At 72.3% G+C, this 18,440-nt stretch carries 18 protein-coding genes and 2 tRNA genes; 9 read left to right on the forward strand and 11 right to left on the reverse strand.

The genetic code is table 11. From position 1 onward, the window contains the following. Positions 1-339: 339 nt before the first annotated feature. The 3 genes from AB0J72_RS41435 to rpsD are packed head-to-tail and all read right to left on the reverse strand — an operon-like array spanning position 340 to position 2,524. Positions 340-768, reverse strand: a complete 429-nt coding sequence (locus AB0J72_RS41435) for a hypothetical protein (RefSeq protein ID WP_363409666.1) — start codon at positions 766-768, stop codon at positions 340-342. Beyond that, on the reverse strand, positions 755-1,903 hold the full coding sequence (solA, locus tag AB0J72_RS41440) for an N-methyl-L-tryptophan oxidase (RefSeq protein WP_363409669.1): 1,149 nt from the start codon (positions 1,901-1,903) through the stop codon (positions 755-757). Before solA ends, AB0J72_RS41435 begins: the two co-directional genes overlap by 14 nt. Before the next feature lie 12 nt (positions 1,904-1,915). Then, positions 1,916-2,524 (reverse strand): 30S ribosomal protein S4, encoded by a 609-nt coding sequence (gene rpsD / locus AB0J72_RS41445; RefSeq protein WP_363409672.1) that lies wholly within the window; start codon positions 2,522-2,524, stop codon positions 1,916-1,918. 44 nt (positions 2,525-2,568) lie between these two features. Here rpsD and AB0J72_RS41450 point away from each other — a divergent pair, with 44 nt between their 5' ends. The 4 genes from AB0J72_RS41450 (at position 2,569) to AB0J72_RS41465 (ending at position 6,135) form a co-directional block, all read left to right on the forward strand. Continuing rightward, positions 2,569-3,270: a DUF2470 domain-containing protein gene (locus tag AB0J72_RS41450; RefSeq protein ID WP_363409675.1), complete on the forward strand. Its 702-nt coding sequence runs from the start codon at positions 2,569-2,571 to the stop codon at positions 3,268-3,270. A gap of 47 nt (positions 3,271-3,317) precedes the next feature. Further along, a complete protein-coding gene (locus AB0J72_RS41455) occupies positions 3,318-4,130 on the forward strand; it encodes a S1 family peptidase (RefSeq protein ID WP_363409678.1) in 813 nt (270 codons plus the stop codon). Between the two features lie 60 nt (positions 4,131-4,190). After that, a complete protein-coding gene (locus AB0J72_RS41460; RefSeq protein WP_363409681.1) occupies positions 4,191-5,105 on the forward strand; it encodes a TIGR03619 family F420-dependent LLM class oxidoreductase in 915 nt (304 codons plus the stop codon). A 67-nt stretch (positions 5,106-5,172) separates the two neighbouring features. Then, on the forward strand, positions 5,173-6,135 hold the full coding sequence (locus AB0J72_RS41465; RefSeq protein ID WP_363409684.1) for an NAD(P)-dependent alcohol dehydrogenase: 963 nt from the start codon (positions 5,173-5,175) through the stop codon (positions 6,133-6,135). A gap of 54 nt (positions 6,136-6,189) precedes the next feature. On the opposite strand, the gene AB0J72_RS41470 is transcribed toward AB0J72_RS41465, so the two are convergent. Together AB0J72_RS41470 and AB0J72_RS41475 are read right to left on the reverse strand one after the other, a co-directional pair. Further along, the gene (locus AB0J72_RS41470; protein WP_363409687.1) at positions 6,190-7,017 is read right to left on the reverse strand and encodes a metallophosphoesterase; all 828 of its coding nucleotides are present in this window, start codon (positions 7,015-7,017) and stop codon (positions 6,190-6,192) included. Positions 7,018-7,120: 103 nt separating this feature from the next. Beyond that, the gene (locus AB0J72_RS41475; protein ID WP_363409690.1) at positions 7,121-7,990 is read right to left on the reverse strand and encodes a hypothetical protein; all 870 of its coding nucleotides are present in this window, start codon (positions 7,988-7,990) and stop codon (positions 7,121-7,123) included. Positions 7,991-8,142: 152 nt separating this feature from the next. Here AB0J72_RS41475 and AB0J72_RS41480 point away from each other — a divergent pair, with 152 nt between their 5' ends. Further along, a complete protein-coding gene (locus tag AB0J72_RS41480; RefSeq protein WP_363409693.1) occupies positions 8,143-8,454 on the forward strand; it encodes a hypothetical protein in 312 nt (103 codons plus the stop codon). Positions 8,455-8,926: 472 nt separating this feature from the next. Continuing rightward, complete coding sequence (locus tag AB0J72_RS41485) at positions 8,927-11,737, forward strand: GH92 family glycosyl hydrolase (RefSeq protein ID WP_363409696.1); 2,811 nt, start codon at positions 8,927-8,929, stop codon at positions 11,735-11,737. 106 nt (positions 11,738-11,843) lie between these two features. Here AB0J72_RS41485 and AB0J72_RS41490 read toward each other — a convergent pair whose 3' ends face one another. Next, positions 11,844-12,383: a hypothetical protein gene (locus tag AB0J72_RS41490; protein ID WP_363409699.1), complete on the reverse strand. Its 540-nt coding sequence runs from the start codon at positions 12,381-12,383 to the stop codon at positions 11,844-11,846. A 77-nt stretch (positions 12,384-12,460) separates the two neighbouring features. Here AB0J72_RS41490 and AB0J72_RS41495 point away from each other — a divergent pair, with 77 nt between their 5' ends. The 3 genes from AB0J72_RS41495 to AB0J72_RS41505 all read left to right on the forward strand — a co-directional run bounded on the left by AB0J72_RS41495 (position 12,461) and on the right by AB0J72_RS41505 (position 13,651). Beyond that, positions 12,461-12,949: an NUDIX domain-containing protein gene (locus tag AB0J72_RS41495; RefSeq protein ID WP_363409702.1), complete on the forward strand. Its 489-nt coding sequence runs from the start codon at positions 12,461-12,463 to the stop codon at positions 12,947-12,949. A gap of 67 nt (positions 12,950-13,016) precedes the next feature. Beyond that, positions 13,017-13,547, forward strand: coding sequence for a DinB family protein (locus tag AB0J72_RS41500; RefSeq protein ID WP_363409705.1), 531 nt, complete (start codon positions 13,017-13,019; stop codon positions 13,545-13,547). Positions 13,548-13,578: 31 nt separating this feature from the next. Continuing rightward, a tRNA-Arg gene (locus AB0J72_RS41505) sits at positions 13,579-13,651 on the forward strand. A 927-nt stretch (positions 13,652-14,578) separates the two neighbouring features. On the opposite strand, the gene AB0J72_RS41510 is transcribed toward AB0J72_RS41505, so the two are convergent. From AB0J72_RS41510 to AB0J72_RS41530, 5 genes are all read right to left on the reverse strand, one after another. Continuing rightward, a tRNA-Ala gene (locus tag AB0J72_RS41510) sits at positions 14,579-14,652 on the reverse strand. 65 nt (positions 14,653-14,717) lie between these two features. Next, entirely contained in the window at positions 14,718-15,419 is a 702-nt protein-coding gene (locus AB0J72_RS41515) for a hypothetical protein (RefSeq protein WP_363409893.1), read from the reverse strand. A gap of 173 nt (positions 15,420-15,592) precedes the next feature. After that, positions 15,593-16,207 (reverse strand): GNAT family protein, encoded by a 615-nt coding sequence (locus tag AB0J72_RS41520; protein WP_363409708.1) that lies wholly within the window; start codon positions 16,205-16,207, stop codon positions 15,593-15,595. Next, positions 16,204-17,499, reverse strand: a complete 1,296-nt coding sequence (gene glp, locus AB0J72_RS41525) for a gephyrin-like molybdotransferase Glp (protein ID WP_344512211.1) — start codon at positions 17,497-17,499, stop codon at positions 16,204-16,206. The genes AB0J72_RS41520 and glp overlap by 4 nt, the downstream gene beginning before the upstream one ends. After that, positions 17,496-18,431: a UTP--glucose-1-phosphate uridylyltransferase gene (locus AB0J72_RS41530; RefSeq protein WP_363409712.1), complete on the reverse strand. Its 936-nt coding sequence runs from the start codon at positions 18,429-18,431 to the stop codon at positions 17,496-17,498. Before AB0J72_RS41530 ends, glp begins: the two co-directional genes overlap by 4 nt. Positions 18,432-18,440 lie beyond the last annotated feature (9 nt).

Below are 18,440 nucleotides of genomic sequence, written 5' to 3' on the forward strand. Positions count from 1 at the left end.
ATCCTCGGACACGACAACAGCCGTGTCACGGGGTCAATCAATTGGCACTGGCTTAACAAGCACCCTGTTGAGTTCTCAAACAACCAACACACACCTTGAAACCGCCTCTTTGTTGAGGCGCTCTCTCGGGGCCTTCGTAACTGTAGAACGTCTCGGTCGATTTCGCCAAATCGCGATTCCCAGGGGATTCGCTAGCATCGCCCGATCACACCCGCGCTGACGCACACCCAAAGGTGAGTGAAATTGCGGATGGCCTCGCACACCGGCCGATGATCGCGCTGCGACACATCCGCCCGGCTCGTGCTGGCTGTGCAAACTTACTCTCCCCCACCAGCCCTGTCAACAACCGCCCAGGACCCGGCGCATCGCCGGCACGATTTCCGCAGGTGAGAACCGGGTTGCGGCGAGCGCCTCGGCCCTCGCGACGGTCTCGCCGAGCGTGGCGGCCGGCGCCGAGCGGACCACCGCGAGCAGCCATGCCTCCAGCAGCGTCCCGTCCGAGGGAAGTTCCAGCTCCGGGGGTGGGACGGGAGCAACCGGGGAGGTCAGGGGCTCACCGGCGGACGCGTACAGGCCGGGCAGGACGCCGACCCGGAACGGATGCACGCACGTCGGCACCCCTGTGTCGGCCGTCACCCGATAGCCGAGGGAAGCCGAGAACGGGACGGCGGGCGACGGCCGCGCGGCGACGTCGAAGGCACCCAGCGGCAGGCGCTGCCCCGGACATGCGACGCACGTCTCGTCCCGGAGCTCCTCAGGGGTGAGCATCGGAGAAGCGCCGGGGGTCGAAGAGGCCGAGTGGATGCCGGGTCGCGCCGGTGAGCGCCAGGTCCGCCAGGATCTCGCCCACCACGGGGACGAACTTGAACCCGTGGCCGGAGAAGCCGCACGCGACCGTGACGTTCGCGTGCCCGGGATGCGGCCCGATGACGAAGTGGGTGTCCAGGGTGTTGGTGTACATGCAGGTCTTGCCCCGCAGGTAGGTGCCGGCGACGCCGGGCACCCGGTCGGCGAGGTGCGCGGCGACGGATGCGATCTCGTCGGGGCGGATCGACCGGTCGATCGTCTCGGGCGTGGTCACCTCCCCGCCGCGGAAGAACGCGACCTTCACCCCGCCGGTGGGGCCGTCCAGCGCCGGGAAGCCGTAGACCTGCGTCTCCGGCGGCCCCTCCCAGATGAAGATCGGCTGGCGGTCCGGCAGGTACGCCGAGACCCCGCCGACGGGCTGGAAGAAGAACTGCACCTGCCGCTCCACGGAGAACGGGATGCCCAGGTCGGCGAGCAGCGAGGGCGCCCACGGCCCCGGGCAGATCACCAGCGCCCCGGCCGAGTAGGTGCCGCGAGCCGTCCGCACCTCCACCGCGGAGGACGACGAGGTCCATTCGGTGACCGGCTCCTCGAAGCGCAGCGATGCGCCCAGCGCCGAGGCCCGGTCGAGGTTGGCGCGGACCGTCTCCTCGGGGCGGACGAGCCCCGCCTTCCGCTCGTACAGGCCGACCTCGTGCGGCTGGGGTCGCAGGTTGGGGAACCGCCGGCGGATCTCGGCCGCGTCGAGCATCTCGTGCGGCAGCCCCCACTGCTCCGAGCTGCGCCGGCTGCCGGCGACCGTGAGGCTGTCGGGCGCGCCGATCATGATGCCGCCGCACAGGTCCATCAGGTCCCGCCCGGAGTCCCGCTCGAGCGCCGCCCACAGCTCGTACGAGCGCAGCAGCAACGGCACGTAGGCCGGGTCCTCGAAGTAGGTCTGCCGGGTGATCCGGGACCCGCCGTGGCTGGCGCCCTGGTCATGGGCGGGCCCGAAGCGCTCCAGGCCGAGGACGCGCCGGCCGCGGGCGGCGAGATGGTGCGCCGCGGCGCTGCCCATCCCGCCGAGCCCGATCACGATGACGTCATAGGTCTCCACTGGTCGTCGAGACTACCGGCTGTAGAACTCCACGATGAGCTGCTCGTCACACAGGACGGGCACCTCCCGGCGCAGCGGCAGGCGGACCAGCGTCGCGGTCAGCCCGGAGATGTCGACGCTGAGGTACGGCGCGGTCCGCTCACCCACGTGCGCGCCCGCGGCGGCCACCACGAACGGCGCCTTCTGCCGGCTCCGCTCGGCGACCTGGATCACGTCGCCGGGCCGCAGCCGCGCGGACGGGCGGTCGACCCGGCGGCCGTTCACGGTGAGGTGCTGGTGGGTGACGACCTGCCGGGCCTGGTAGATCGTGCGGGCGAAGCCGGCCCGCAGGACCAGCGCGTCGAGGCGGGTCTCCAGGTCGACGATCAGTTCCTCGCCGGTCTTGCCGGGCCGGCCGGCCGCCCGGTCGAAGGCGTGCCGCAGCTGGCTCTCCCGCAGGTTGTACTGCGCCTTCAGCCGCTGCTTCTCCAGCAGCCGGACCTTGTAGTCGCTGTGCTTCGGGCGGCTGCGCCCGTGCTGGCCGGGCGGGAACGGGCGGCGCTCGAAGTACTTGACGCACTTGGGGGTCAGCGGCATGCCGAGCGCCCGGGACAGCCGAACCTTCGGCCGAGACTGGTTCATTCGCAACCTCTCTACTAAGGTAAGCCTAACCTTAGGAGGTCTCCTTGTCCGGGATCAAGCTCCCCACCGCCGCGGAACGGCTCCGCACGCTGCTGGCCGCCGCGTCATCCCTGACGCTGCACGTCCCCGGTCACCGCTGCGACCTCATCGGCCGCCATCACGTCGACGAGACCGGCCGGGTGATCGTGGAGCTGCCCGCCGGCAGCCACGTCGCCCTGCTCGTCGAGGCCGAGCGCGACCTCAGCGCCGTGATCGAGATCACCGACGTCGCACCCACCTCGATCAGGGGAAGGGTCAGGTCCAGGGCCACGTACCAGGGATGGCTGCAGCCGGCCGGCGAGCGCGACGGCGACCTGCGGGCCGTGCTGGAACTCGCGGAGGCGACCCTGGTCGACCCGGTCCTCGGCGAGGCCCAGATCGAGGCGGACGAGTTCGCCGCGGCGCGCCCCGACCCCCTCGCGAAGGACGAGGCGGACCTGCTGTGCCATCTCACCGGCGCGCACCCGGAGGCGATCGAGCACCTGTCGCGGCTGATCCCGCCGCACCACCTGCACGGCGTGCGCCGCATCGTGCCCATCCGGATGGACCGCTTCGGCGTGGTGCTCCGGCTGGAGTTCGCCGCCCGCCACCGCGACGTGCAGCTGCCGTTCAGCGCGCCGCTGCGCACCGCCGAGGAGGCCGCGCCGCGCATGCACGAGCTGCTCGCCCGGGCCCGCTGCTGCCAGCGCAACCACTCCGGGCACTGAGGCACTACCATCTAGAGATTTACATCTCTGGATGGAGGCTCAAACCCATGCGCCGAATCCTGCTCAGCACCCTGGCGGCCGCGGCGATCCTGCTGCCGTCCCCGGAAGCGTCGGCCGCGCCCGTCACCAGCTGGACCAGCACCCCGGGCACGGCGTGGTGGACCGACGCGACGCTCACGGTCAGCATCGACGACTCGGTCCGCCCGTCCGTCGCGGCCGCGCTGACCCGGGCCGTCACGCTCAACGGCGGCACGGTCCTGCGCGAGCCGGGCACGCTGCGGCCGCACATCGCCGGCGGCGACTGGTTCAACACGACGAGCGGGCGCTGCCTGCTCGGCTTCAACGCCAAGGCCGGCGCGACGTACTACTTCCTGGCGTCGGCGCACTGCGTCCCGGCGGTCGGCGCGACCGTCTACGCCGGCACCGGGACCGGGACCGGCACGGTCCTCGGCGTCGTCGCGGCCCGGGACCCGAGCTACGACTACGCGCTCGTGCGGTACACCAACACCACCATCGCCAAGCCCAGCGCGGTGAACCTGTTCGCGGGCGGCCTGCAGCCGATCACCTCGTTCAGCTCCGGCACGGTGGGCCAGGCCGTGCGCCGCACCGGGCCGAACGGGGTCCGCACCGGCACGATCACCTCGCTGAACGTGACCATCAACTACGCCGGCGGCACGCTGTACAACATGATCCGCACCACGGTGTGCAGCGAACCCGGCGAGAGCGGTGGCCCCCTCTTCGCCGGATCCGTGGGCATCGGCATGAACTGGGGCGGCAGCGGCAACTGCGCGACGGGCGGCACGAGCTACTACTCCTCGGCCCGCCGCGCGGCGACGACTTACGGCGTTGCCCCTTACTAAAGTCCCGACCCCGTGTCACGTTTGAGCGGAAGGATTTCGATCTACGAATAGGGGAAGCGGATGCGGCTCGGCGTCCAGTTACCAACCTCCGGCGCCCTCGCGGGGCCCGCGAACATCGCGCGGGTCGCGAAGGAGGCCGAACGCCTCGGGTACGACTCGGTGTGGACCTACGAGCGGCTGCTGCGGCCGATGGCGGAGATCTCGATGTTCGGCGCGCCGCCGGCACGCATCCCCGAGACCTACCGGCTGACCTACGAGCCCCTGGAGACGCTGAGCTACGTCGCCGGGATGACCGAGACCGTCAAGCTCGGCACCAGCGTGATCGACGCGCTGCTGCACCCGCCGATCGTCCTCGCCCGCCGCTTCGCCACGCTCGACCAGCTCAGCGGCGGGCGGGTGATCGCCGGCCTCGGTCAGGGCTGGATGCCTCAGGAGTTCGAGGCGGCCAATGTACCGATGAAGCGCATGGGCGCCGGGATGGACGAGGTCGTCGCGGCGATGCGGGCCTGCTGGGGGCCCGACCCGGCGGAGTACCAGGGCCGCTTCTACAAGATCGAGGCCTCGGAGGTGAACCCGAAGCCGGTGCAGCAGCCGATCCCGGTCCTGTTCGGCTCCACCACCCCGGCCGGGATCGCGCGGGCCGCCCGGATCGCCGACGGCTTCAACCCGATCGCGTTCTCGCCGGAGCAGCTGACCGAGACGGTCGCCACGTTCCGCCGGCTCGCCACCGAGGCCGGCCGGGACGCCGCCGCGCTCACCGTCGTCGCCCGCGCCAACGTGCCGCTGACCGACGACCCGATCGGTGAAGGCAGGCCGTTCCTCGGCGGCTCACCCGAGCAGGTCGCCGAGGACGTCGCCCGCCTCGAGGGCAGCGGCGTCGACGAGATCCTCGTCGCCAGCATCCGGCAGACGGACATTGACCTGGAGCTCCGCCTCCTCGACCGGCTCCGGAAGGCGGTCGACCGGACCGCCTGATGCCAGCTCTTGCTGTCGCGTGTAAGAATTCTCTTACAGGTGTCGAGCAGGGATGAGAGGTGGCGTCGTGAAGGCGTTGGTCCAGGACGCGTACGGGTCCCCGCGGGACGTCCTGCGGCTGCGGGAGGCCGACCCGCCGGAGCCCGGCCCGCGGCAGGTGCTCGTGCGGGTCGCGGCCGCGTCGGTCAACCCGGCCGACGTGTTCCTCAGCACCGGCAGGCCGTGGCTGGTGCGGCTCGGCGCCGGGCTGCGCCGGCCGCGGCGCAGCATCCCCGGCGGTGACGTCGCGGGGGTCGTCGAGGCGGCCGGGGCGGAGGTGACCCGCTTCCGCCCCGGCGACGCCGTCTTCGGCCGGTGCGTGGGGGCCTTCGCCGAGCTGGCCGTCGCCGCCGAGGACGACGTGGCCGCGAAGCCGGCGGCGATGTCGTTCGAGGCGGCGGCCGCGGTACCCCTCGCGGGCACGACGGCGCTGCAGGCGCTCCGCGACGTCGCCCGGGTGCGGCCCGGGCAGCGGGTCCTGGTCGTCGGCGCGGGCGGCGGGATCGGCGGGTTCGCCGTCCAGCTCGCCAGGCACTTCGGCGCCGAGGTCACCGGGGTCTGCGGCACCGCGAGCGTGGACCGCGTCCGGTCACTGGGCGCCGGCCGCGTCATCGACCACACGCGCGAGGACTTCACGGCCGGCGACGACCGCTACGACGTCATCCTCGACAACGTCGCGGCCCGGCCGCTGTCGCGGGTCCGGCGGGTCCTCGCACCGGCGGGCGTGCTGATCCCCAACAGCGGCCGCGGGCGGCTCGCCGGCCTGGACCGGATCGTCGCCGCCCGGCTCACCGGCCTCGTCGTCCGGCAGCGCATGGCGACGTTCATCGCCCGGGACAGCCGCGACGACCTGGTCACGCTCGCCGGGCTCGTCGAGGCGGGCGCGCTCGTGCCGCCCGTCGGCGCGACCTACCCCCTGGCGGCCGCGGCCGACGCCCTCGCCGAGGTCGCCGCCGGCCACGCCCGCGGGAAGCTGATCGTCGTGCCCTGAGGGGCGGCGTTCCGTGAAGGTCCGCGTCCCCTGAAGGTCGGTGCCCCCTGAGGGTCAGCGCTCCAGGACGGGGACGAGGCGCCCGGGCGGCGTCGCGCGGCGGCTCCACTCCCTCGGGTAGCCGACCGAGACCTCCTGGTGCCGCACCCCGTCCTGCCAGGTGGTGCGGGGGATGTGGAGGTGGCCGTACACGACCTCCTGCGCCCTGAACCGGGTCGGCCACTCCGCGGTGAGGTCGGTGCCGCACCACAGCGCGAACTCCGGGTAGCGCAGCACGTCCGTGGGGTGCCGCACGAGCGGGAAGTGGTTGACCAGCACGGTCGGCAGCTCGGCGGCGGCGGCCTCCAGGCGCGGCTCGGTCTGCTGGACCCTGGCGCGGCACCAGGCGTCGCGGCCGCTGTACGGGTCGAAGTGCAGCAGCACCTCGTCGGTGCCGACGATGCCCGCGGCCTGGGCGGTCGCCATGGCCTCCGCGGTGCTCGACGTGCCCGCGGGCCACCACGAGTAGTCGTAGAGCACGAACAGCGGCGCCACGATCACCGGCCCGCCCTCGCCGTCCCACACCGGATACGGGTCCTCGGGCGTGACGACCCCGAGGTTGCGGGCCATCGCCACCAGCCGCTGGTAGCGCTCCTCGCCGCGCGACTGGTCCGGGTCGTCGCGGGTCGTCCACAGCTCGTGGTTGCCCGGCACCCAGATCACGTTGGCGAAGCGCTCCCGCAGCGTCCGGAGCACCCACCGGACATCGGCGACCTTCTCCCCCACGTCGCCGGCCACGATCAGCCAGTCGCCGTCGTCGGTCGGCTTCAGCTGCTCGACGATCTCCCTGTTCTCCTGATACGACACATGCAGATCACTGATCGCCAGCAGTCGTCCGGTCACGATTGGACCTTAGCCGCTGGCATCGCCCGGTGACGATCTCGTCCGTGCGGAACACGACGCGGGGCCCGCACAGGTGCGGGCCCCGCGGGTGGTCGGCGACCGGTCAGCCGACGGTCGGGATCGGCACCACGGTGTCGGTCGGAGCAGGCACCACGGTGTCGGTCGGGACAGGCACCACGGTGTCAGTGGGAACTGGCACCACGGTGTCGGTCGGGACGGGCACCGGGACGCTGGCGCACGACGGCGTCGAGCCGGGCACCGGGGTCGCGCTGGTGGTGTCCCCCGGCGACGGCGTCGCGCTGGTGTCACCGGGCAGCGGCGTCGAGTTGATCCCCGGCAGCCCCGTCGAGGTGTCGCCGGGCAGCGGCCACGGGTTGGTGCCGGGCTGCACCGACGTGGTGTCGGCGGGCAGCGGCACCGTGCCGGCGGCGCCACCGGTCGGCACCGTGCCGTCGCCGGGCGCGGGCGTCGCGGTGTCGCCGGGCAGCGGCACCGTGGTGTCGCCCGGCGTCGCGATCGGCGTCGACCCGTCCATCCCGGGCGGGATGATGATCGGCGCGCCGGTGTCGGTCGGCGCCGTGGTGGGTCCGGCGGGCAGGTTCGGGTCGGGCGTCATGCCCAGGCCGCCGGGCGTCGTCCCCGGGTAGACCGGTGGCAGGCCCGGGTCGACGGTGCCGCCGGGTGCCGGGGTGCCGAACGTGCCGGCGCCCGGGCTCGTGGCGCACGGATCCGGGACCGTGAACGGGCCCGCGTTCGGGTCGGTGGTCATGGATGGGTCCGGCGGCTGCGCGATGCTTGGGTCGGTCCACGGCGGCATGGTCTCCGCGACCCGTGCCATGCCGTCGCCCGTCGCTTCGTGCGCGCCCGCCGTCTGTACGATCCCGCCGGTCAGCGCGACGAGGAACCCCGCCGCCCCGACCACGACCGGAATCCGGAGCCGGCCGCCTTTCGGGCGCTGTCGTGTCTGAGACATCTCGTAGAAACCCCCGTTGGTCTCGCTCGATTGCCCTTCACCCTATGTAGTTGGCCAACTACAGATAGCTGAAACGCGAGATCTTTGTCGTATCTCGCGACGCGCCGTAGCGCCACGCCGACGAAGAGCAGCAGGATGCCGGTGACCAGACGATGGTGTTCACGCCGCCGACCGCGCCCACGCCGGTCGGGGCCGAGGGGGCCGCCTGGATGCCGGCGACGCCGTTGGATCCGTTGGTCCGGTTGGCCTTCACGGAGGGGCTGGCGGACGTCGTGGCGGCAGGTGGCTCGCGCGAGCCGCTGGGCCCGGCGGGGGTCGTCGCGGGCGGCACGCCGGCCGGCGTCGGCGGGGGCGTGGTCGCGGTGGCGACCGGGTGGGAGGCGGCCGCCCTGGTGGGGGCGGTCCGTGCCACGGACGCGGCGCCGGCGGCGGGTGCGGCCCGGCCCGACGGCGCGGGCCGCTGAGCTTCCTGCGCCCGGACGGGGGCCTTGCGCGGGATCCTCTTCGCGGGCGCCGGCGACGGTCCGGCGGGTCCCGCGGGAGCACCGCCGGGAGCACTGGTGGCGGCGGTCGCCGGTAAGGCTCCTTCGGTGGGCCGGGGCGCCTCGGCGGCGCCGGCCCGATACGCGAACGCGAGAACGGCCAGGCCGACACCGGCGGCGACGCTCACGCCCAACATCACCAGTCGCGACACCTCGCGACCACCGCAAGCAGGCAATGTGCACCTCCTCGAAGATCCACTTCGGGAATCGCCCACAGATCGTTGGTGTGCCTTGCGAATTCGTGACGTCTGATCTTTCGCCACCCGGGTCGCACCGCCCGCTTTCGGGGTGCAGGCGGCACCTTCATGAAAAGAATGTGCCAACGATGACAGCGCCGTTGACCAGCACCTACTGATGCTCATAGGTTTCACATCCTTGGATGGATGGAGGCACTATGAGGTTGAACAGAGGCGGGCGGGTGCTCGCCGCGGTCGCGACGCTGGTGGGGGCCGCGGCGGCTCCCCTGGCGGCGGCCCCGCCGGCACTCGCGGTCACGAACCCGGCGAGTTATGTCAACACGCTCGTGGGCACCAACGGCGGCGAGACGTTCCCGGGCGCCGACACGCCCTACGGGATGGTGCAGTGGAGCCCGGAGAACACCGCCGGCAACCAGACCCGGACCGTGCGGCCCGGCGGCTACGGGTACAACGCCACCCGCGTCCGCGGGTTCAGCCTGACCCACATGTCCGGCACCGGCTGCGCCGGCGGCTCCGGTGACATCCCCTTCATGCCCTACGTCGGCGCCGTGAACTCGTCGCCGTCGGCGGACACGACCGACGCCAAGTACGCGAGCAACTTCTCGCACGCCGACGAGACCGCCACCGCCGGCTACTACCGGGTGGGGCTCAGCTCCGGCGTCAACAGCGAGCTGACCGCGACGACCCGCACCGGCTCGGGGCGCTTCACGTACCCCACCGGCAGCACCGCCTCGATGCTCGTCCGCACGTCGAACTCCGAGGTCGGCAGCAGCGCCGCGACGGTGAACATCGACGCCGCCAACCGGACCATCAGCGGCTCGGTCACCAGCGGCAACTTCTGCGGGTACATCAACGCCGTCGGCCGGCGCAGCTACTACACGCTGCACTTCACGGCGGTGTTCGACAAGCCGTTCGCGAGCGTCGGCACCTGGCAGGACGGGACGCTGCGGGCCGGCACGACCAGCGCCTCCGGCGGCACGACCTACGGCACCGACGGCTGGCCGGTCGCCGGCCGGGGCTCCGGTGGCTACGTCACGTTCGACCTCAGCCAGGGCACGGCCGTCGGCGTGCGGGTCGGCATCTCGTACGTGAGCCAGGCCAACGCGCAGGCGAACCTCGCCGCCGAGAACCCGGCCGGCACGACCTTCGACACGGTGCGCCAGCGGGCCACCGACGCGTGGAACACCGAGCTCGGCCGCATCGACGCCACCGGCGGCACCACCGCCCAGCTGCAGACGTTCTACACCGCGCTCTACCACGCGCTGCTGCACCCCAACGTGTTCAGCGACACCAACGGCCAGTACGTCGGCATGGACCAGCAGGTGCACTCGGCGGCGAGCGGCCACGCGCAGTACGCGAACTTCTCCGGCTGGGACGTCTACCGCGGGCAGGTGCAGCTGATCACGCTGCTGCGCCCCGACGTCGGCGCCGACATCGCCCAGTCGCTGCTCAACCAGGCCACCCAGAACGGCGGCGTCTGGGACCGGTGGACGCACAACCAGGGCGGCACGCACGTGATGACCGGTGACCCGGCGCACGCGGCCGTGCCGAGCATCTACGCCTTCGGCGGCACCGGCTTCGACGCGACCGGCGCGCTCAACTCGATGGTGCACGCGGCGACCACCGTCACCGCGGCGGACCTGAGCCGCGACGGCTGGAACGTGATGGTCGTCGGCGAGCGGCCGTCCCTGGACAAGTGGCTGTCGATCAACTACATCCCGGCCAACGGCAACGCCTGGGGCGGCGCCGGCGAGACCCTCGAGGACTCGGTCGCCGACTTCGGCGTCTCGCAGCTCGCCGCGCGCCTGGGCAGCACCGCCACCGCCTCGCAGTTCCTGGCCCGGTCGCAGTACTGGAAGAACGTCTACAACCCGGGCAACGGCGGGTACATCCAGGACCGCAACGAGAACGGCACCTGGCCGTCGTTCAGTCCCGGCAGCTCCAACGGCTTCGCCGAGGGCAGCGCGGCCCAGTACACCTGGATGATCCCGCACAACGTCCGCGGCCTCTTCGACAAGATGGGCGGCAACGCCACCGCCGTCAGCCGGCTGGACTCCTTCTTCCACAACAGCGACGGCAGCTGGGCCCTGACCGGCGCGGGCGGCACCAAGTCCGAGATGGACAACGAGCCGTCGATCGGGGTGCCGTGGCTCTACAACTTCGCCGGCCGCGCCGACAAGGCGCAGCAGACGATCCGCCAGGTGCTCAACGCGCTGTGGGCGCCGACCCCGTCCGGCATCCCCGGCCAGGACGACCTCGGCGCGATGTCCGCCTGGTACGTGTGGTCCGCCATGGGCATGCACCCGCTGACCCCCGGCCGCGCCGAGCTGCTCCTGTCCGCGCCGCTCTTCCCCGGCGTCACCGTCAAGCGCGGCAACGGCAAGACGATCACCATCACCGCGCCCGGCGCCGCCACGTACGTGCAGAGCCTCACCGTCAACGGCACCGCCTCCACCCGGGCGTGGCTGCCGGAGTCCTTCGTCGCCAACGGCGGGACCCTGGCCTTCACGGTCGGCACCACCGCCAACCCGTCATGGGGCAGCGCTCTTGCCGACGCCCCGCCGTCGTTCGACACCACGGTCACGCCGCCTGCCACGAACCTGGCGCTGAACCGGCCCGCCACCGGCTCCGCCGCCTGCAACACCAACGAGGGCCCCGCCAAGGCCGTCAACGGCAGCGTCTCCGGCGGCACCAGCGACAAGTTCTGCTCGACCGCCGCGACCAAGTACCTCCAGGTCGACCTCGGCGCCGCCACCGCCCTCAAGTCGGTGACGGTCCGCCACGCCGGCGCCGGCGGCGAGAGCACCACCTGGAACACCCGCGACTTCGACGTGCAGGTGTCCTCGGACGGGACCACGTGGACCACGGTCTCCCAGGTCCGCGGCAACACGGCGAACGTCTCCACCCACACCTTCACCGCGACCGCCCGCTACGTGAAGATCAGCATCATCGCCGCCGAACAGGGCACCGGCGGCGCGACCCGCATCTATGAGTTCGAGGTGTACTGACACCGCTCTTTTTCTGGCCGTCCCCGCGCACCCCGCGCGGGGCCGGCCCACCTCCCGCTTGCGCTACGCATCGGTGTCCGGCTCTGGATCGCAGCAACGACGGTCACTATTCGAACATGGACGAATGCTCCTCGTGCATGGACTGTCGGCCGGTCTCGGCGCGCTCTTGTGCCTGATCCGCGGACCGGAACGGTGTGCCCTCCCACCGCCACGGATGATCGGCCAGGACGAGCGTGTTCCAGCCGCCGCCGAGGCAGTACGGGCCGCCGAACAGCGCGTCGACCAGCTCGTGCCAGCGGTCCTCGTCCTCGTGCCGTACCAGATCCGCCGCGTCGGCGATCACGAGGCACTGCCGCAGCGAGGCCGCACGGTCGCCGATCGCCTCCAGCATGTCCAGCCATCCGCGGCTCGCCGCGTAGGGCAGCTGCAGCACGCCGGCGAGGTGCTCGACGGCGCGGGCGGCCGTGGTGCACGCCGCGCCGAGCGCGATCCGCACGTCGGCCTCGTGCTCGTACGCCGCCATCCGCAGCTCGTCGACGAGGTCCTGGAACCGGTCCGGCGGCAGCTCCACCGCGACGACCTTCCCGCGCGCGGCCGCGATCCGCGCCACCAGCGCCCGCAGCGCGTCGTCGTCGATCTCATCCATGGCCCCAAGGGTGCCAGGGTCTCCCGACTGTGTTTGCATCAAAGCATCGGACCGGCCGGCGCACAGGGAGGCCAGACATGGCGAAGCCCGCTCGGCTGAGCGCGGGGATGCTGCTGTACCGCCGCTCAGACCAGGGAATCGAGGTGCTCGTCGGGCACATGGGCGGCCCGTTCTGGGCCCGGAAGGACGCCGGCGCCTGGTCCATCCCCAAGGGCGAGTACGACGAACACGAGGACGCCCAGGCCGCCGCCTTCCGCGAGTTCGAGGAGGAGCTCGGCGCCCCCGCCCCCGCGGGCACGCCCATCGGCCTGGGCGAGGTACGCCAGAGCGGCGGCAAGGTCGTCACCGTGTTCGCCCTGGAGGGCGACTTCGACGAGCAGACCGCGGTCAGCAACACCTTCGAGATGGAGTGGCCGAAGGGCTCGGGCGTCATCCAGTCGTTCCCCGAGCTGGACCGCGTCGCGTGGCTCGGCCTGGAGACCGCCAGGACCAAGCTGGTCAAGGCCCAGGCCACCTTCCTCGACCGGCTCCAGCAGCACCTGGAACCCACGCCGCCCTCGCCTTGAGGACGCCAGGCCAGTCATCGCGAGGTGGCCCTGTCCCCGGAGCCACGGCGCGCCGAGCATGGGCCACATGCGAATCTCCGACGCGACAACCCTGCTGGCCCGCACCCCGACCACGGTCTCCGCGCTGCTGCTCGACCTGCCCGACGAATGGCTGCACCGCGACGACGGCCCGGGCACCTGGAGCGCGTACGCCATCGCCGGCCACCTCCTGCACGGCGACGAGACGAACTGGCTGCCCCGCATCCGCCTCATCATGGAGCACGGCACCGACCGCCCCTTCGAGCCTTTCAACCGCGTCGCCATGCTCTCCTGGGACCGCGAACCGGTCGCCGACCTGCTGGACCGCTTCCGCTCCGTCCGGTCACGCTCCCTGGAAGACCTCGACGCGCTCGGCCTGACCCCTTCCGACCTGCCCCGCTCCGGCACCCACCCCGAGTTCGGCACGGTGACCCTGTCCCAGGTCCTCTCCGCCTGGGTCGCCCACGACCTGACCCACGCCGCCCAGATCGCCGAGGTCCTCGCCGGCCGCCACCGCGACGACGTCGGCCCCTACCGCCGCTACATGCCCGCCCTGGACCGCTTCGCCCCCGCCGAGTAGCCGCCACCCCGTCGATACACTCACCAACGGCAGCGCCGTAGCGCAGAGGTTGACGCGCCCGACTCCGGATCGGAAGGACGCCGGTTCGAATCCGGCCGGCACTGCCTCCAGCGGCCCACGAGCCCCACCCGCCGAGGCCACGTTTTCTGTCGTACCCCCGTGGTTGAGTGTCTCCATGGCCAGCCGGCTCGCTCCCACCCCAAGACCAGGACGCCTGGGTAACTCCCCACAACGACCGACGCCCCCACGGTCTGGACCGCGCCCGCGCTCTCCAACCCGGAAACAGGCACCCACGACTCCTACGAGCCCGCGCCAACGAGCCCACCACCTCACAGCACCCCACCACGACCTCCGACAAGGCGCGGACGAAGCGACAACAAGCCAAGCACTCGGCCACGGCCTCAAGAACGACACGGACGCAGCACCCGCGCAGGCAGACAGCTGTCACCCCCACGCGAGCACCACGAGGAGCGCAACCACGACGAGGCGACACTGACGAGCCCACCCGACCAGAGCACCCCCCAGCCACAGCTCCGAGAAGGGGGACACACGGTTCGGGGAACGGGCCACGGCTCCGAGCGGACCACGGCTCCGAAGGCGCGGACGGAGCAACAGCAAGCCGAGCACTCCAGCCGCAGGTCAGAGAAGGCACGGACGCAGCACCCCACAGGCGGCAGAACCCCCTCCCGCCCGAGCGCTCCGAGACGGCGCAGCCGACGAGCCCACCACCAGATCACCCCGCCACGACTTCGACAAGGCGCGGACGGAGCATCAGCAAGCCGAGGACCCCACCACGGGTCCGAAGGCACAGACACAGCACCGCCCAGGGCGAGCAGAACCACTCCCGCACGGTTTCCGAGGCGGCGCAGCCGACGAGCCCACCGATCAGAGCACCACGCGACGGTCTTGAGGGGGCGTGGGTGGAGCGAAGCTCCCCCAGTGGGGAGCGCGGGCGAAGCCCGTGCGCGGGGAACCAACTCCACCGCCAACGCGAAGCGGCGCAGTCCGCTGAGCAGACTGCGCCAATCGTGTGGAGTTGAGGGGACTCGAACCCCTGACCCCCTCGATGCGAACGAGGTGCGCTACCAGACTGCGCCACAACCCCAACCGGCCCGCCGGAGTGGGCCGGGGCCAAGAGTAGCAAACGGGTTGGACGGGGCGCGAATCAGATCACTGACCTGACGCCCGCGTGTCGTAGGGGCGGCCCCGGACGGCGCCCAGGGCGCCCAGGCGGGCGGCTTCGCGGCGGGCCCGGTCGCGTTCGGCCAGCTGGGCGGCGACGGCCTCGCGGCGTTGGGCGGCGCGGCGGAGTTGTTCGCGGCGGACCTGGGCCTGGCGGCGGGCGATCCATGCGGCGTACTGGGCTTCGCGGCGCCGGCGACGCTGCTCGGCGAGGGCGCGGGTGCGCAGGTGGGCGACGTAGGCGACGAGCAGGGCGCCGGTGACGGCGAAGCCGACCCAGAAGCCGCTGCTGACGAGGGCGACGCCGCCCAGCTCGACGAGGTTGAGCAGGACGAGGGCGAGCAGGACCCGGCGGCGGCGGTACATGGCGCGGGGCGCCCGGTGTGGACGGCGCCGGCGGGCGGTGGGCGGCACGACCCGCAACGGCGGCGGGGCGGCGCCGGCAGGAGACGAAGCGGGAGAAGAAACTGTGCGGTGCACCACTGTGCGGGGCGGGTTGACCGGGCGGCGGCCGGGGATCGTGCGCTGGCGGCGGTCAGCGCGCATCCCGGCACGGGTCAGCACCCGTGCCGTGGACAACGCCCGCTCCGCCACCAGCCGCTCTGTGGCGTCGTACCGGCGCACCAACGCGGGCGCCAAGGCCAGGAGCCCAGCAGCGGCAAGGACGGCGAGGAGCACCGAGGTCGGCACCCTCACGCCTCCGTTCACCGACTTCGTGCGCCGGTCCCCCCAGGCGCGCGAAGTCATCCAAGTCTGTGGAAGTTACAGCGTGGTAACTCCGACTCAGAACAGTACGGGTTGCGCAGCGTTACACCACGTCAACACGCAGGAGGAAACACCCGAAAAGGAGGAGCCGGGTGGCGTCAGGCAGCGAGGACTTTGTGCCAGCGGGCGAGGAGGCCGCCCTCGGTGGAGACGTCCTCGGTGGTCATGGCGTAGCCGAGGTGGTCCCGCCAGTCGCCGTCGATGTGCAGGTAGCGGTGGTGGTACGCCTCCTGGCGGAAGCCGAGCTTCTCCACGACGCGCCGGCTGGCGAGGTTGTCGGGCCGGATGTTGACCTCGATGCGGTGCAGGCCGCCGACGCTGAAGGCGTGGTCGACGGCGAGCGCGAGCGCGGTCGGGGTGATGCCCTTGCCCGCGTGGCGGGAGTCGACCCAGTAGCCCGCGTAGCCGGAGCAGAAGGCGCGCCGCACGATGTTGCCGAGGGTGAGCTGGCCGACGAGCTCGTCCTCGTAGCAGACGGCGAACGGCATGGCGCTGCCGGTGCGGGCGGCGCGGCGCAGGTCGGCGTGCACGGCGCGGAACGCGGCCGGCGAGTTGAGGTCGTGCCACGTCCCGTACGGGGTGGGCTCCCACTTCGACAGCCACTGCTCGTTGGCGCGGCGGACCTCGGCCCACGGGCGGGCGTCGGCGCGCCGGTAGGGCCGGAGGGTGACGGGGCCGTCGGTCAGGACCGCCGGCCATCCAGGCTGACTCATCGCCGTCTATCCAACATGATGACGTCCACTGTAGAGCCCGCGGCGGCGCTGATCACCTTCTCGCCCAGGACCATGAGCCCGTTGGCGTCGGCGAGGCCTGACAGCGTGTACGGGCCGCCGGCGAGCGGCATGACGGTGTAGCCGCCACCGCGGCGTTCGGTGATGTACGCGGGGCGGAACTCCCGCATGCCGGAGGGCGAGCTGACGGTCTCCAGCAGGTGCGCGCGCACGCTGGGCCGGAAGACGGGGTCCGCGCCGGCGAGCAGCTGGATGACGGGCCGGGCGAGCACCTCGAAGCCGATGAGCGCGGCGCCGGGGTCGCCGGGCAGGCAGACGATCGGCACGCCGTTGACGCCGGCGGCGCCGCCGATGGTCCCGTAGCCGAGCGACGAGCACGGGTACACGGAGAGGTCGGAGAAGACCACGGACCGCGACAGGATGCGCCGGACCATGTCGCCGGGGCCGGTGCCGGTGCCGCCGGTCGTGATGATGAGGTCCGCGCGCAGCATCTGGTCGTCGAGCAGGCCGCGGAGCCCTTCGGGGTCGTCGTCGCAGATGCCGACGCGGTACGCGTGGGCCCCGGCCTCGGCCGCCGCGGCGGTGAGCGCGTGGGAGTTGGCGTCGACGACCTGGCCGGGCTGGCTGGCGCGGCCGACGTCGACGAGCTCGTCGCCGGTGGCGATCACGACGACGCGGGGGCTGGGGCGCACGACGACGTGCCCGATGCCGCTGGCGGCGAGGACGGACACCAGCGGCGGGGTCACGTACGCACCGGCACGGGCGAGGACCGCCCCGGCGGGCAGCTCGTCGCCGGCGCGGCGCACCCCGTGGCCGCGCTTCGTCGGGTGGTACACCTCGACCGCCGCCATGCCCTGGTCGGTCATGCCGGGCGGCACCACCACGTCCGCCGACACGGGCATGAGCGCGCCCGCGGCGACGGAGAAGCAGGTGCCGGGGGTCAGCCGGACCGGCCGCCAGCTGGAGGCGACGAGGTCACCGACGACGCTGAGCCGGACCGGGCGGCCCGGCTGCGCGTCGCTGATGTCGTCGAACCGGGCGGCGTAGCCGTCGATCGCGGAGTGGTCGAACGCGGGCACGGGGCCCGGTCCGACCACGTCCTCGGCGAGCACGTTGCCGTGCGCGGCGGTGATCTCAAGGTCCAGCGGGGGCAACGGGCGCAGGCCCCGGAGCACGCCGGCGAGATAGTCGGCGAGTGGGACGCGCGCGTTCGACCCGACGCCCGCATCGCGTGCGGCGTCGTGGTGGGAGCCCGTCGCTGGAACCGCTGTCACCCTCGCAGTTCCTTCTCCACGAACTGGGTCAGCCACTGGCTGAACGCCGGGCCGAGGTCGTCGCGCTTGCACGCGAGCTGGACCACGGCCTGCAGGTACCCGAGGGGCATGCCGGTGTCGTACCGGGTGCCGCGGTAGACGATGCCGTGCACCGGGGTGCCCTCGGCGAGCAGCAGGGCCATCGCGTCGGTCAGCTGGATCTCGCCGCCGGCGCCGGGGCCGATGCGGCGGATCGCGTCGAAGAGGGTGGGGGGCAGCACGTACCGGCCGATGACGGCGAGGTTGCTCGGCGACTCCGCGGGCTTCGGCTTCTCCACGAGGCCGGTCACCTGCAGTACCTCGCCCGCCTCCGCGGACAGGTCGGAGGGCTCGACGGACGCGATCCCGTAGCGGCTGGTCTCGTCGGGCTCGACCTCGATGAGCGCGAGGACGATGCCGCCGGTCTGCGCCTGGAGGTCGAGCATCGCGGGCAGCAGCGGCTCGGTCTCCTCGACGAACTCGTCGCCGAGCAGGCACGCGAACGCTTCGCTGCCGACGTGCGACTCACCGTACGAGATGGCGTGACCGAGCCCGAGGGGCTCGCCCTGCCGGCAGGTGTAGATCTCGGCGAGCTCGCTGGGGCGCTTGACCGCGGCGAGCCGCTCGTCGTCACCCTTCTCCTGCAGGCGCGCCTCGAGGTCGGGACGGCGGTCGAAGTGGTCGACCATCGATGTCTTGCCCCTGCCGGTGACCAGCAGGATGTCTCGGATGCCGGCTGCCGCGGCCTCTTCCACGATGTACTGGAGGACGGGCCGGTCAACGACCGGCAGCAGCTCTTTCGGCACGGCTTTGGTCGCCGGGAGGAAGCGGGTGGCCAGGCCCGCCGCCGGGATCACGGCTTTGACAGCCCGCTGGCGCTGCGCCGCGGGCTGGTGAGGAGTCGTGTCAGGCATGTGGCAAGG

Origin of the sequence: Dactylosporangium sp. NPDC049742, from assembly GCF_040674675.1 — a bacterium.
GTDB classification, from domain to species: Bacteria; Actinomycetota; Actinomycetes; order Mycobacteriales; family Micromonosporaceae; genus Dactylosporangium; species Dactylosporangium maewongense.

What these genes read in the sequence shown, in the direction of transcription:
- AB0J72_RS41435 (WP_363409666.1), bottom strand. Translation starts at nt 768, where the DNA reads ATGCTCACCCCTGAGGAGCTCCGGGACGAGACGTGCGTCGCATGTCCG.
- rpsD (WP_363409672.1), bottom strand. Translation starts at nt 2,524, where the DNA reads ATGAACCAGTCTCGGCCGAAGGTTCGGCTGTCCCGGGCGCTCGGCATG.
- AB0J72_RS41455 (WP_363409678.1), top strand. Translation starts at nt 3,318, where the DNA reads ATGCGCCGAATCCTGCTCAGCACCCTGGCGGCCGCGGCGATCCTGCTG.
- AB0J72_RS41460 (WP_363409681.1), top strand. Translation starts at nt 4,191, where the DNA reads ATGCGGCTCGGCGTCCAGTTACCAACCTCCGGCGCCCTCGCGGGGCCC.
- AB0J72_RS41475 (WP_363409690.1), bottom strand. Translation starts at nt 7,990, where the DNA reads ATGTCTCAGACACGACAGCGCCCGAAAGGCGGCCGGCTCCGGATTCCG.
- AB0J72_RS41480 (WP_363409693.1), top strand. Translation starts at nt 8,143, where the DNA reads ATGGTGTTCACGCCGCCGACCGCGCCCACGCCGGTCGGGGCCGAGGGG.
- AB0J72_RS41485 (WP_363409696.1), top strand. Translation starts at nt 8,927, where the DNA reads ATGAGGTTGAACAGAGGCGGGCGGGTGCTCGCCGCGGTCGCGACGCTG.
- AB0J72_RS41490 (WP_363409699.1), bottom strand. Translation starts at nt 12,383, where the DNA reads ATGGATGAGATCGACGACGACGCGCTGCGGGCGCTGGTGGCGCGGATC.
- AB0J72_RS41495 (WP_363409702.1), top strand. Translation starts at nt 12,461, where the DNA reads ATGGCGAAGCCCGCTCGGCTGAGCGCGGGGATGCTGCTGTACCGCCGC.
- AB0J72_RS41500 (WP_363409705.1), top strand. Translation starts at nt 13,017, where the DNA reads ATGCGAATCTCCGACGCGACAACCCTGCTGGCCCGCACCCCGACCACG.
- AB0J72_RS41520 (WP_363409708.1), bottom strand. Translation starts at nt 16,207, where the DNA reads ATGAGTCAGCCTGGATGGCCGGCGGTCCTGACCGACGGCCCCGTCACC.
- AB0J72_RS41530 (WP_363409712.1), bottom strand. Translation starts at nt 18,431, where the DNA reads ATGCCTGACACGACTCCTCACCAGCCCGCGGCGCAGCGCCAGCGGGCT.